The sequence below is a fragment of the Acidimicrobiales bacterium genome, assembly GCA_033344915.1.
In the GTDB taxonomy this organism is placed as follows: Bacteria; Actinomycetota; Acidimicrobiia; order Acidimicrobiales; family Aldehydirespiratoraceae; genus JAJRXC01.
Genome location: JAWPML010000001.1, coordinates 86339 through 100032, shown reverse-complemented (window position 1 = coordinate 100032; position 13694 = coordinate 86339). Strand labels below are relative to the sequence as shown.

Here is a 13694-nt window from a genome sequence, read left to right as displayed (position 1 = left end):
GATGGCGATCTCACTTCGGACAACCGAGCTCGGCGGGGCTGCCCACGCAGCGCTGGCGTCGGCGATCGCCGATCTGAAGGACGGTCGCGCCCTGGCACCCGTCGCCGTACTGGTGCCGTCCAACTATGTCGGCATCGCGGCGCGCCGGGCGATCGGCCGCCAGCGGGGCATCGCCGCCGTCACCTTCCTCACGCCGTATCGCCTGGCCGAGCTCCTCGGCGCACCCGCCGTCGCCGCGGCGGGCCGCCGCCCCGTCTCCACCCCGGTGATCGCGGGGGCAGTGCGTGCCGTGCTCGCCGACGCACCCGGCCACTTCGCCGGTGTCCACACCCACCCGGCCACGGAGCGCTCGCTCGTGCGGGCCCACCGCGCCTTGTCGGAGGTCGAGCCCGAAGGCCTGGCGGCGATCGCCTCCACCTCGAGCCGCGCGGCCGATGTCGTGCGCGTCCATCGAGCCGTTGCCGATCGGCTGCGTCCGACGTTCAGCAACGAACAGGACCTGATCGACGCCGCGGTCGACGCCATGACCGGCGGTCACCCGGTTCTCGACGAGCTCGGGCCGGCGGTCCTGCACCTCCCCCAACGCCTCACCGCGAACCAGGTCCGAGTCCTGGCCGCGTTCGGCGCGGCGTCCGAACTCCACGTCATCGCCGGCACCACCGGCAACACCGAGGCGGACGCCCCGGTCCGCCGCAGCGTCGAGGCGCTCGGTCTCGGCTGGCCCGAGTCGGCTGCACCCACGGCCACCCGGGCCGATCGCGGCGTGTCCGTCAGCGACGCCGACGACGAGGTCCGCCACGCGCTGCGCACGATCGTCGACGCCACCCGCGCCGGCACCCCGCTCGGGCGCTGCGCGGTGCTCTACGGCTCCCGCGACCCCTACGCCCGCCTCCTCGGCGATGCCTTCGACGCCGCCGGGCTCGACTGGTTCGGCACCTGCGTCGAGACCGCCGACGCGTCGCTCCTCGGCCGTTCGCTGCTCGCCCTGCTCGCCCTGCCGGACCACGACTTCAGCCGCCGTGACGTCGCCGCGTGGCTCGCGGGAGCACCGATCCGCGGCATCGACAACCGGCCGGCACCCGTCGCCGCGTGGGAGCGGGCGAGTCGCGCCGCCGGCGTGATCGCGGGGCCGGACCAGTGGGCCGGCCGGCTCGGCCGCCTCGTCGAGGAACTCGAAGCCGATGCCACCCAGGCCGAGAAGGACGAGGAACAGAGTTGGCGCGCCGATCGCCATCGCCGCGAGGCGGACCAGGCGAGCGAGCTGGCCCAGTTCGTCGCCGACCTCGTGACCGCGCTCGACCCCGGCGGACAGGCCGCCAGCTGGAAGGGCCTCGCCGCGTGGTGCCGCCGACTCGTGCGCACCTACGTCGGCGGCGAGACCCTGCGTGAGCAGTGGCCGCCCGACGAGAAGGCCGCCGCCCAGCGCATCGACGCCGCCATCGACCGCCTCGGCGACCTCGACGGGATCGACCCCAACCCCTCCGTCGCCGCCTTCCGGCGGGCGCTGGAGCTCCAGCTCGCCGACGACATCGGACGCCACGGCACCTTCGGCAACGGCGTGCTCCTCGGCCCCGCCCACATGGCCCTCGGTCTCGAACTCGACGTGGTCGTCATCGTCGGCATGGCCGAGGGTTCGTTCCCCGCGCGCCGCCGCGACGACCCGCTGCTCCCCGACCGCGTCCGCACCGCGCTCCCCGAGTCCCCTCACGGCCGCGACCTCCCCACCCGCGCCGATCTGACCGCCGACGAACACCGCGCCCTGCTCGGTGTGCTCGCCGCGGCCGGGCACGTCACGATGACCTTCCCCCGCGGTGACCTGCGTCGCAGCGCCGAGCGGGCCCCGTCGCGTTGGCTGCTCGACACCGTCGAGGCCCACGAGGGCGCCGGCGTCCGCCCGGCCGCGGCCGATCTCGGACGACACACCGGCGACTGGTTCACCGAGGTCCCGTCGTTCATCGCCGGTCTTCGCGCGACCGGGTTCCCCGGCCACATCCAGGAGTACGACGTCCGCGCCCTGCTCGACACCGCCGACGCCGGCGACGAGATCGCCACCCATCCGCTCCTCGACGAGCGGCCCGAGCTGCGCCGCGGCGTGGACCTCATCGCGGCCCGCCTCGGCCCCACGTTCACCCGATTCCACGGCAACCTCACCGCGCAGGGCGACGCAGACCTGCGCGGCGTCACCCTCCCCACCCCGCTCGACCCCGACCATGTCACCTCGGCGACCCGCCTCGAGACGTGGTCGAAGTGTCCCCACGCCTACTTCGTCGGCCACGTCCTCGGCGTGCGCCCGGTCGAGGACCCCGAGCAGGAGTACCGCATCTCGCCGCTCACGCTCGGCAACCTCGTCCACCACGCGCTCGAGCAATGGATCGCCGAGGCGCTGCAGGACGGCTCGGTGCCCGCCCACGGCGGCGCCTGGTCCGACGACGCCCGGGCCCGGCTCCTCCAACTGGCGGCCGACGAGGCCGAGCGGCTGGCGGCCAAGGGACTCGTCGGGCGGGCGGTCTACTGGCACCGCGATCGCCAGGTCATGATGAGCGACCTCGCCGAACTTGCGACGGTGATGGACCGCCATCAGCGAGTCGCCCACGGCTGCACGCCGATCCACACCGAGCTGCCGTTCGGCATGCCCCACGAACCCACGCCGCCCGTCACGATCACCCTGCCCTCGGGTCGCGCCCTCACGGTGCGGGGCTCGATCGACCGCGTCGACGAGACGAGCACCGGCGATCTCGTGGTGATCGACTACAAGACCGGCAAACGCAGCGCCTACAAGGACCTCAGCGAGGAGAACCCCACGCCTGCAGGCCGCTTCCTGCAGCTCGCCCTCTACACCGCTGCGGCGAGGATCGTGCTCGATCGGCCCCACGCCGAGGCCCGCGGCGCCTACTGGTTCGTCACCCGCCGCGGCGAGTTCGAGACGGCCGGCTACCGGGTGACCCCCGACGTGGCCGAACGCGCCCTCGGCATCGTCGAGCGCATCGTGGACGGCATCGGCGCCGGCCTCTTCCCCCAGGCGCCGGCCGAACCGGGCTGGCGTATGTTCGTCGACTGCGAGTTCTGCGAACCCGACGGCCTCGGCACCTCACACCAGTACGCCGACTTCCGTCGCGTGATCGAGGACCCCGCGATCGAACCCTGGCTCACGGTCGCGACATCAGGCGGCGAGGGGGACGACGCATGACCCCCCACGACGAGGAGCAGCTCGACCTGTTCGGCGCCGGCCGCACGGTGCCGAACGCGCCCGAGCCGCCGCCACCCCCGGCCGACGGCGGGCTGACCGAGGATGTACCGGCGGACGATGTGCTGGCGGACGAGGTGCCGGCCGACGAGGCGGAGCGGGTCCGGATCCGCACCGAACGCTCGTCGACCCTCTTCGTCGAGGCGGGTGCGGGGTCGGGCAAGACCCGGGCGCTCGTCGACCGGGTCGAAGCGCTCGTGCTGCAGGACCGCATCGGCATGGATGCGATCGCGGCGATCACGTTCACCGAGAAGGCCGCGGCCGAGCTGCGCGACCGCATCCGTCAGCGCTTCGAGGAGGCGGCTCGCGCGGCCGACGATCCCGAGCGGCACGCGCTCGCCACCGCGGCGCTGGCGGAGCTCGACGGTGCGGCCGTGGGCACCCTCCACTCGTTCGCCCAGCGCATCCTCAACGAACACCCGGTCGAGGCCGGTCTCCCGCCCGGGGTTGAGGTGCTCGACGAGATCGGATCGCAGGTCGAATTCGAGGCCCAGTGGCACCAGTTCCTCGATCAGCTACTCGACGACGAGACGATGGGCCGCTCGATCCTCGCCCTCGAAGCGGCGGGCGTGCGGCTCGACACCCTGCGCCAACTCGCCCTCCAGATGACCGACAACTGGGACCTCGTCCTCGAGCGTCTCGACCGCACCGCACCTCCGCCTCCCGCCTTCGATCTCGGATCCCTGCTGGCCCGGTTCGACGACATCGACGCGCTCCGCGAGCACTGCACCGACGAGGCTGATCTGCTGCTCGAACGGTTCAGCTTCCTCCACCAGTGCCGCGCCCGGCTCGCCGCCGGCATCGACGAGATCGACCAGATGTCCATCGCCACCGCCATGGGCGCGGGTGGCCGCGGCGGCGAGAAGATCACCGCGGGGCGGGGCGGCAAGAAGGACAACTGGGCGATCCCGATCGACGAGGTGAAGGAGGCTGTGAAGGGCCTCGCGACCGCGTGCGACGAGGCGGTGGCGGCGGTCACCCGGGGCGCCCTCGCCCACATCGCCGGACGGCTGGGCGAGTTCGTCGTGCGCATGGCCGACGAACGTCGCGAGAGCGGACGGCTCGAGTTCCACGACCTCCTCGTCCACGCCCGCCGGGTGCTGCGCTCCCCCGAGGTCGGCGCCGAGGTACGACGCTCGCTGCGCTCCCGCTACGGGCGCCTGCTGCTCGACGAGTTCCAGGACACCGACCCGATCCAGATCGAGCTGGCCGCACTGATCGCCGCGGATCCCGACACCGATCCGGCCGGCGGACCGGTCGCCGACGCGTGGAGCGACCTCGAGGTCGAGCCCGGTCGTCTCTTCCTCGTCGGCGATCCCAAGCAGTCGATCTACCGTTTCCGCCGCGCCGACATCGGCGTCTACCTCGAAGCCCGCGACCGCTTCCCGGGTGGGCCGAGCCTCTCGGTCAACTTCCGCACCGTGGGCCCGGTGATCGAGTGGATCAACGATGTCTTCGCCACCCTCATCCAACCCGAGCCGGGCAGTCAGCCCGCCTACGCCCCGCTCACCGCTCACCGCGCCGAGCCGCCGCCGGCCGGGCCCGGCGTCGCCCTCCTCGGCGCCGAGGCGATTCCCACCAAGCTCAACGCCGACGGACTACGCGAGGTCGAGACCCGCGACATCGCGGCGACGATCGCCGCGGCGCTCCACGGGAGTGAGCCGTGGCAGGTCGACGACGGCGACGGGGGCTGGCGCCGAGCCGAACCGAGCGACGTGTGCATTCTCCTGCCGGCCCGCACCAGCCTCTCGCACCTCGAGCGCGCCCTCGACCGGGTCGGGATCCCCTATAGGGCCGAGACCTCGTCGCTCGTCTACGCCACCCGCGAGGTGCGCGAGCTGATGCTCGCGTTGCGCGCCGTCGCCGACCCCACCGACGAGCTGGCCACGGTCGCCGCGTTGCGGTCGTTCGTCTACGGCTGCGGCGACGACGACCTCGCCCATTGGCGCCTCGGTCTCGGCGGCCGGTTCTCGTTGCGCCGCGAACGACCCGACGGCGGGGCGGGCCATCCCGTCGGTGACGCACTCGCCCATCTCGCCGAGCTCCACGAGGCCCGACTCTGGTCCAACCCCGCCGAGCTGCTCGACCGGCTCGTGCGCGAGCGCGGGGTGCTGGAGACGGCGGTCGCCACCGGTGCCCCCCGTGACGTGTGGCGGCGGCTCCGCTTCGTCATCGACCAGGCCCGGGCGTGGACCGACGCCGGGGGACGCGACCTGCGCGCCTACCTGGAGTGGGCCCGGCTCCAGGGCGCCGACAACGCCCGGGTGAGCGAGACCGTCCTGCCGGAAACCGACGACGACTCGGTGCGGATCATGACGATCCACGGCGCGAAGGGGCTGGAGTTCCCGATCACCGTGCTCGGCGGCATGACCACCCAGATCACCCGTCCACCGATGGGGCCGTCGATCTCGTTCCCGCCCGGCGACCGGGATCCGGTGTTGCGTCTGTCGAGCAAGGTCACCTCCGAGGGCTACGACGCGTGGAAGCCCGTCGACGAGCAGATGGACGAACACGAGCGCCTCCGTCTTCTGTACGTCGCCGCCACCCGGGCCCGCGACCATCTGGTGGTCTGCCTCCACCGCCTCGCGGAGACCACCCGCCGCACCAGCGCCAGCGTCGTCGCCGAGCCCGGCCTCCGCTCGGCCACCGGGATCCCCTACGACCCGCCGCCGACGACCGTGCCGACCAACCCCCGCCCCACCCCAACGCCCCTGCCGCCCCGCCAGGACTGGGCCGCCGAACGCGCCGCCGCCCTCACCACCGCCTCCCGCCGCACCGTCATCGCCGCCACCACCCTCGCCCGAGAAAGTACGCCGGGGTCAGACCCCAGTACTTTCTCGACGGCGCCGGAGTCGACACCGGCCGACCCTGGCGTCGACCCGACCGATCCGGGGCCGGTGGCCGGTCTCCTGCCGGCGGACCCCGGGCTCGACAAGCGGCCCCGTGACCTGGACCTGCCCCCGTGGCAGAAGGGCCGCTACGGCACCGCGATCGGGCGGGCCGTCCACGGCGTCCTCCAGGTCGTCGATCTCGCCACCGGCGACGGCATCGACGACGCGGCCCGCGCGCAGGCGATGGCGGAGGGCGTCACGAACCGCACGGAAGTCGTCGCCCGGCTCGCCCGGTCCGGCATCGACACCGCCGTCGCCCGGGCCGCGGCGGCGAACGAGCACTGGCGCGAGCTCTGGGTCGCCGCCCCGATCGGCGAGTACCTCATCGAGGGCTACATCGATCTGCTGCACCGCGACGCCGACGGCACGCTGGTGATCGTCGACTGGAAGACCGACCATGTCGACGGCGACGACGACGTCGCCGCGAAGCTCGACCGCTACCGGCTCCAGGGCGCGAGCTACGCCGCCGCGATCGAGCAGGCCACCGGCGAGACCGTGGGCCGCATGGTCTTCGCCTTCCTGCGCGAGGACGGCGCGACCGAAGCCGAGCTTCCGGATCTCCGCCAGGCCATCGAGGAGGTCGGCGTTCGGGCCGGTCAGCTCGCCGCCGCCTCCGACACCGCCGACGCGCGCCTCTGATCGAGCCCCGCCGAGGTCACGCCGCGGGAGCGGTCAGCGCCGGCGGAGACGATCGTCGAGCTCGGCGGAGATGCGAGCGAGCCGCGATCCGAGCTCGGTCCGTTCCGCGACATCGAGGTCGCCGATGTCGAGGTCGAACGCGTCGAGGACCAGCTCGAGCGTGGACCGGGCGGCATCGAGGCCGGACGCCGTCAGCTGGATGAGGGCGCGGCGACCGTCGTTCGGGTCGGCGACCCGCCGCACGAGGCCACGTTCCTCGAGCCTGCGGATGGTCTTCGTGGTGCCGCCCGTGGTCTGGACCAGCCGGTCCGCGATCTCGCCCGCGGACAACTGATGGGGCTCGCCGGTCATCCACAGGGCCGAGAGCGCCGTGAACTCCGAGGTGTCGAACCCCTCCGAAGCCAGCGCGTCGGACATCCACGCCTCGACCTGGCGACCGGTGCGAAACGCCCACACGAGCACTTCCACCGTGGACCAGTGACGAGGGTCGACATAGGACTCGAGATCGCCGAGCTGCGGCGGCTCCCCGTTCTTCGACGGCGTCGGATCGTCGGTCACAGCTACCGAGGTTACCGGCCATGCCCTTGACTTTCCTTACCGGGAAGGTAATTTGACCCTGTGACCCTGACCGAACGTTCCCCCGATCTGACCGCCGACGACATCGATCTGTCCGATCTCGACGTCTTCGCCGACCGCTGTCCGCACGACTGGTGGGCGTGGATGCGCGAGAACCAGCCCGTCCACCTCAACAAGGCCACGGAGGCGAGCGACAACGAGCCGTTCTGGAACGTCACCAGCTACGAGCTGATCACGGAGGCCCATCGCAGCGGCACCCTGTTCAGCCACCAGACCGGTCCGGGGCGTGACGGCGCCGGCGGCATCGCCCTCACCGACCTCGAGGCCGAGCGGGGCCCGGGCCTGCAGATGGTGATGACGGACCCGCCGAAGCACACGACCTACCGCAAGCTCGTCAACAGCGGCTTCACCCCGCGTATGGTGCGCCGCCTCGAGGACGCGTTCCGTCTCCGCGCCACCACGATCCTGGACCAGATCACGCCGGTCGGCGAAGCCGACTTCGTCACCACCGTGTCCGCCGAACTTCCCCTCATGGCGATCGCCGAGATCATCGGTGTCCCGCAGGAGGACCGCGACAAGCTCTTTGACTGGTCGAACCGCACCGTCGGCGGCGCCGACGACGAGTACCAGATGGACGAGACTGCTCGCCCCGCCGCGCTCGAGGGGATCGAGGGCGACTTCCGGGACTCGGAGCTCGCCATGGTCGAGATGGCGATGTACGCCCACGAGCTGACGGAGAAGAAGCGGGCCGAACCGGCCGACGACCTGTGGACCCGCCTCACCGAGGCCGTCGTCGAGATCGACGGCGAGCGCCACGAGCTCTCCGAGATCGAGCGGGACCTGTTCTTCACCCTGCTGGTCATTGCCGGCAACGAGACGACCCGCAACGCGATCTCCAAGGGGATGATGGCGTTCATGGACAACCCCGATCAGTGGGAGCTGTTCAAGGGCGATCCCGAGGGCCTTGCGGACACGATGACGGATGAGATCCTCCGCTGGACCAGCCCGGTCAACTTCTTCCGACGCACCGCGGCGGCGGACACCGAACTCGGGGGCGTGCAGATCAAGGGCGGCGACAAGGTGCTGCTCTGGTACCCGTCGGGCAACCGGGACGAGGCCGAGTTCGGTCCGACGGCCAACCAGTTCGACATCACCCGCACGCCGAACCACCACATGGCGTTCGGCGCGGGCGGCGCCCACTTCTGCCTCGGCGCCAACCTCGCGAAACTGGAGATCAAGATCATCTTCCAGGAGCTCGCCCGGCGCTGCCCGGACATCCACCAGACCGGCCCGGCCGACCGGCTTCGCATGAATCTCGTCGACGGGATCAAGCACCTCCCCGTGGCCTTCACCCCGAGCCCCGCCGTACTCTGAGCGCCCGGCCCGGCGGCAGTCGCCGGGCCCGCGCCCGACGGAGGGGAACAATTCGCCGCATCGCTGCCCTCCTGGTCTACGCGGCGATCGTCGCCGCGGTGCTCGCGACGGCACCCGCTGCCGCCACGGACGAGCCCGCCCATCGCTTCGCCGACGTGGACCCGGCCCGCTTCTACGGCCCGGCCGCCGACTGGGCGCAGACGACGGGACTCGTGACCGGCCCGGTGCCCGATTGCCTGGCGCCGGACCGCGTCGCCACTCGGGCCGAGGTCGCCGCGGTCCTCCAGCGGCTGATCGCCCCGGAGTGGACGAACACCGAGCACCCGTTCACGGACATCACTGCCGACTGGCAGCAGATCCCCGTGGCGTGGATGACCGCCCGCGAGGTCACCGAGGGCACGTCGCCGTCCACGTTCGACCCGGACGGCCACGCAACCCGGGCGATGGTCGTGACGTTCCTCTTCCGCGTCGCCCGCACCCGCGTCGACGGGTCGACCAACCCCTTCTCCGACGTCGTGAAGAACTGGCAGCTGGCGCCGGTCGAGTGGGCGTGGCAGAACGACATCACCACCGGTCGCACGGCGACCCTGTTCGCGCCCGACGAACCCGTCACCCGCGGCGAACTGCTGACCTTCGCCTGGCGCTGGCAGGGCGAACCGGCGCCGGCGGCCGGGCTCGTGGCCGGCGATCCGGTGAACTGCGCCGTGCGGTTGGGTGAGTGCAGCGACGTCTTTCCCGCCGCGGCGGTGGCCGACATCGAGGCGCTCGCCGCGGGACGGGTCGTCACCGCGCACGTCCACGATCATCGGACCGGCTGCACCTACGCCCTCAACCCGGGCCTGGACGTCACGACGGCAAGCGTCATCAAGGCCCAGGTGCTGGCCGGCGTTCTCCTCGATGCGCAGGACGAGGGCCGGGCGGTGACCGAGGCCGACACCGACCGCATCGAGCTCATGATCCACTTCAGCCACAACTCGCCGCCGACGAGCGAGCTGTACCAATCCGTCGGCGGCGCGGCCGGCATGTCCGCGCTCGACGACCGCTTCGGACTCTCGGACACGGCGCACACCGCCCTCTACGGTGCCACCCTGAGCACCGCGGCAGACCGGACCCGCCTCGTCGAGCAGCTTCTCGTCGGCGGCGGACCCCTCGACGATGCCCACGTCGCCGAGGCCTGGGCGTGGATGACCGGCGTGACCCCCGCACAGACCTGGGGTGTCACGGCCGGACTCCCGTCCGACCATGCAATCGCGCTCAAGAACGGCTTCTACCCGATGACCGGACGGGGCTGGCGACTCGGGTCGACGGGCGTCGTCCGCACGCCGAGTGGCGGGACCTACGCGGTGACGATCATGACGGAAGGCAGCGCGACGGAGGCCGACGGGATCGAGCTCGTGGAAGCGATCGCCGAACGAATCAACGGCGCACTCACGGTGGGCGAGCCCGCGCCGCGGCCGGTCGACGAGGCGGTCTGCGTCGAGGCCGCGAGCGGCGACACCTGGGATGCGTTGGCCGCCGTTCTGGCGACGAACGCGACCGAACTCCGACTCGTCAACGGTGGCGAGGCCACACCACTGCGGGGCCAGCGGGTGTGCGCACCGCCGCCGCCGGGATAGAACGACCCCCGTGACCGAGCCCACCGAACACCTCGCGACCTATGGCACGCTCATGCCGGGCGAGGAGAACCATTGGGTCGTGCGCGGGATCGCCGGCACGTGGACGAACGGCACCGTCGCCGGCTGGACCTACCCGATCGGCTTCGGCCCGGCCGAGGGCTATCCCGGCTTCACCGCCGATCCGGCCGGCCCGGCGGTCGAGGTCGCGGTGCTCACCTGCGAGGCCGGCCGCCTCGCGAAGCACTGGCGCGAGATCGACGAGTTCGAGGGTCCCGGGTATCGCCGGATGGAGATCGATGTGGTGATGGAGGGCGGCGAGACCGCTCGCGCCTGGATCTACGAGACGGACCCCGAAGCCGAATGAGCGGGCGCGAGACGCAGGGACCCGGCACGAGCCTCGCGAAGACCATCACCGCGCCACTGCTGCTCCTCCTCGTGGTCGGCGACATCCTCGGCGCCGGCATCTACATCCTGGTCGGCGAGGTGGCCGGCGAACTCGACGGCGCCGCGTGGCTCGGGTTCACCCTCGCGTTCGCGATCGCAGCCGCATCCGCCGCGTCGTACGCCGAGCTCGTGACCCGGTTCCCCGGCTCGGCCGGCTCGGCGCTCTACGCCCGGGAGGCCTTCGGTCGCGAGGGGCTGACGTTCGTCGTCGGCATGGCCGTGATGCTGAGTTCGCTGGCGACGGCGGCAACCACCACGCGCGCCTTCGCCGGCGACTATCTCGCGGAGTTCGTCGATCTACCGGTCGTCGCGGTCTCGCTCGCCGTGCTCGCCGTGCTGACCCTCGTGAGCATCCGCGGGATCGAGTTGTCGGCCAAGGTCAACGTCGGCATGACGCTCGTCGAGATCGGCGGGCTCGTCCTCGTCCTCGTGATCGGCGGAGCCGCCCTGATCGACGGTGGCGGTGACCCGGGGCGGATCACGGACTTCAGCTCCGTGGGTCCGGATGCCCTCCTCACGGCGACCGCGTTGGCGTTCTTCGCCTTTCTCGGCTTCGAGGACGCCGTCCACCTCTCCGAGGAAGTGCCCGACGTCCGCCGCGTCTTCCCCCGCGTGCTCTTCGGCGCGGTCGTGATCGCGTCGGTGCTCTATCTCGCGGTCGTCCTCGTCGCGACGGCAACCGTCGATCCGGCCGTGCTGGCCGCCTCCGACGGGCCCCTCCTGGAAGTCGTCGCCACCGGCCCGCTGGCGATCTCGACCCGCTGGTTCGCACTCGTGGCCCTGGTCGCCGTCACCAACACGTCGCTGTTCGCACTCGTCGCGGCATCGCGCCTCGTCTACGGCATGGCGACGGACGGCAGCCTCCCCCACCCGCTGGCCCGCGTGCACCCGTCATGGCGGACGCCGATCACCGCGTCGTTGCTCGTCGCCGCCCTTGCCGCCGTGCTCGCCACGACCGGCGCGGTGGAGGAACTGGCGACGGCTGCCGTCACCTTGCTGCTGACCGTGCTCGTCGGCGTCAACGCGGCCGCGGCGACCACACGAGGTCGTCCGGAGGCCGAGGCCGCATTCCGAGCCCCGCGTCTGGTTGCGCCGGCCGCCGCGATCGCGGCCGGGTCGCTGCTGACCCACCAACTGATCACGAGCAGCAGCGCCGAGTGGCTGCGGCTCGGCGCCCTGATGCTCATCGTCGTTCTCGCCTGGCTCGCCACCCGGACCCGGCTCCGATCGACACCGGGCTCCTGAGCGGGGTCGAGCTCAGACGATGTTGCCCTCGCGCCCTTCCCAGTACGGGTCCTTGAGGCGACGCTTGTAGAGCTTGCCGTTCGGGTCGCGCGGCATCTCGGTGGTGTAGTCGACCGAGTGGGGCAGCTTCTGCTTGGCAATCTGACCCCGCAGCCAGTCCATGATCGTCGCGGTCGTCTCGTCGGTGGGCTCCCACCCGTCCCGCAGTTCGACGACCGCCTTGATCTCCTCGCCCATGTCCTCGTTGGGGATCCCGAACACGGCCACGTCGCCGACCGCTTCGTGCTGCACCATCGCGCCCTCGATCTCGGCCGGGTAGATGTTCACGCCACCGGCAATGATCATGTCGTTGGCCCGGTCGTTGAGGAACAGATAGCCGTCGTCGTCGAGATAGCCGATGTCGCCGACGGTGAAGTACCCGCGCAGCCGCGATTTGTCGGTCTTGTCCTTGTCGCCCTTGTACTCGAAGGCGTTGCCCGGCATCTTCATGTACACGGTGCCGGACTCGAACGTCGGCACGTCGTTGCCGTCCTCGTCCACACAGATGACCTCGGACCCGGGCCATGGCTTGCCCACGGTGCCGGGCTTCTTCATCCAGTCTTCCGGACCGACGACTGTGCCACCGCCTTCGGTCGCCGCGTAGTACTCCCAGATCGAATCGCCCCACCACTCGATCATCTTCTTCTTGGTCTCGACCGGACACGGCGCGGCGGCGTGCACCATCCGGCGCAGGGAGGACACGTCGTACTTCGCCCGCACCTCCTCCGGGAGTTGGAGGAGGCGGTTGAACATCGTGGGCACCATGTGCGAGTGGGTCACCTTGCACCGCTCGATCCGCTCGAGCAGTCCTTCCGGCGTCCAGCGATCCATGAGGACGACGGTGTGCCCCATGTGCAAGCTCATCGTGGTCCAGTTGTTGACCGCCGTGTGGTACGTCGGCGCCTGCGTGATCTGCACGTTGTCGTCGTGGGGCATCGTGCCGAACAGCATCAGGAACATGCCGGATCCCGCGGCCGTCTCGTCCACGTCGCCCTCGGGCAGACCGCGGCGCACGCCCTTCGGACGGCCCGTCGTGCCGGACGTGTAGAACATGTAGCTGCCCGGGCTGAGATCGTCCGGCCGCTCCCCCGACTGCCCGTCGACCAGATCGGCGAACGGACGGAAGCCCTTCACGTCACCCACCGAGAAGCGGTTGGCCTCCGGCGTCACACAGTCCTCGAGTACCCGCTCGGCTTCGTCGGCGAACCGCTCACTGACGATCAACGCCTTGGTCTCCGAGTCGTTGACGATGTAGCTGATCTCCGGACCGACCAGATGCCAGTTCACCGTGGTCACGTAGAAGCCACCCTGGAACGCGGCGAGGCACACGGCCACCTGCTCGAAGCTGTTCGGCAGCACCGTGGTGACCTGGTCGCCGCGCTGCAGACCCGCGGCCCGTAGACCGTGCACGATCTTGTTCGTGAGCGCGGCGAGTTCGCCGTAGGTCATCTCGTTGTAGTCGGGGTCGATCAGGGCGACATGGTCGGGATCGGCTTCGGCGATCTTCCAGAATCCGGTGACGTCGGTGTTGGCCATGGCGCAGATGATCCGCGTTCAGAGCATTCGACGCCAATCGGGCGCCCCCGCAACCCCCCTTGCGATCCGCGTCCCAACCCCTGCGATCCG

The 13694-nt window shown here is 71.3% G+C and carries 8 protein-coding genes; 6 read left to right on the top strand and 2 right to left on the bottom strand.

Going from position 1 to position 13694, the window contains the following annotated elements:
* Position 1: 1 nt before the first annotated feature.
* Both R8F63_00475 and R8F63_00470 read left to right on the top strand, forming a co-directional pair.
* Positions 2-3187, top strand: a complete 3186-nt coding sequence (locus R8F63_00475) for a PD-(D/E)XK nuclease family protein (GenBank protein MDW3217056.1) — start codon at positions 2-4, stop codon at positions 3185-3187.
* Positions 3184-6774 carry a UvrD-helicase domain-containing protein gene (locus R8F63_00470; protein MDW3217055.1) on the top strand — a complete coding sequence of 1197 codons (3591 nt, stop codon included), beginning with the start codon at positions 3184-3186 and terminating at the stop codon, positions 6772-6774. The genes R8F63_00475 and R8F63_00470 overlap by 4 nt, the downstream gene beginning before the upstream one ends.
* Positions 6775-6807: 33 nt before the next feature.
* Here the strand turns inward: R8F63_00470 and R8F63_00465 are convergent, their stop codons facing one another.
* Positions 6808-7332, bottom strand: coding sequence for a MarR family transcriptional regulator (locus tag R8F63_00465; GenBank protein MDW3217054.1), 525 nt, complete (start codon positions 7330-7332; stop codon positions 6808-6810).
* 60 nt (positions 7333-7392) lie between these two features.
* On the opposite strand from R8F63_00465, the gene R8F63_00460 reads away from it, so the two are divergent.
* The 4 genes from R8F63_00460 (at position 7393) to R8F63_00445 (ending at position 12029) form a co-directional block, all read left to right on the top strand.
* Entirely contained in the window at positions 7393-8724 is a 1332-nt protein-coding gene (locus R8F63_00460; GenBank protein ID MDW3217053.1) for a cytochrome P450, read from the top strand.
* Between the two features lie 98 nt (positions 8725-8822).
* Positions 8823-10340 (top strand): S-layer homology domain-containing protein, encoded by a 1518-nt coding sequence (locus R8F63_00455; protein ID MDW3217052.1) that lies wholly within the window; start codon positions 8823-8825, stop codon positions 10338-10340.
* A 10-nt stretch (positions 10341-10350) separates the two neighbouring features.
* Positions 10351-10704, top strand: a complete 354-nt coding sequence (locus R8F63_00450; protein ID MDW3217051.1) for a gamma-glutamylcyclotransferase family protein — start codon at positions 10351-10353, stop codon at positions 10702-10704.
* Positions 10701-12029 carry an APC family permease gene (locus R8F63_00445; protein ID MDW3217050.1) on the top strand — a complete coding sequence of 443 codons (1329 nt, stop codon included), beginning with the start codon at positions 10701-10703 and terminating at the stop codon, positions 12027-12029. The genes R8F63_00450 and R8F63_00445 overlap by 4 nt, the downstream gene beginning before the upstream one ends.
* A gap of 12 nt (positions 12030-12041) precedes the next feature.
* Here the strand turns inward: R8F63_00445 and R8F63_00440 are convergent, their stop codons facing one another.
* Positions 12042-13604, bottom strand: coding sequence for an acyl-CoA synthetase (locus R8F63_00440; GenBank protein ID MDW3217049.1), 1563 nt, complete (start codon positions 13602-13604; stop codon positions 12042-12044).
* Between the last annotated feature and the right edge of the window lie 90 nt (positions 13605-13694).

Coding starts and splice junctions, on each gene's coding strand:
- R8F63_00470 (MDW3217055.1), top strand. CDS start 3,184: ATGACCCCCCACGACGAGGAGCAGCTCGACCTGTTCGGCGCCGGCCGC.
- R8F63_00475 (MDW3217056.1), top strand. CDS start 2: ATGGCGATCTCACTTCGGACAACCGAGCTCGGCGGGGCTGCCCACGCA.
- R8F63_00440 (MDW3217049.1), bottom strand. CDS start 13,604: ATGGCCAACACCGACGTCACCGGATTCTGGAAGATCGCCGAAGCCGAT.
- R8F63_00445 (MDW3217050.1), top strand. CDS start 10,701: ATGAGCGGGCGCGAGACGCAGGGACCCGGCACGAGCCTCGCGAAGACC.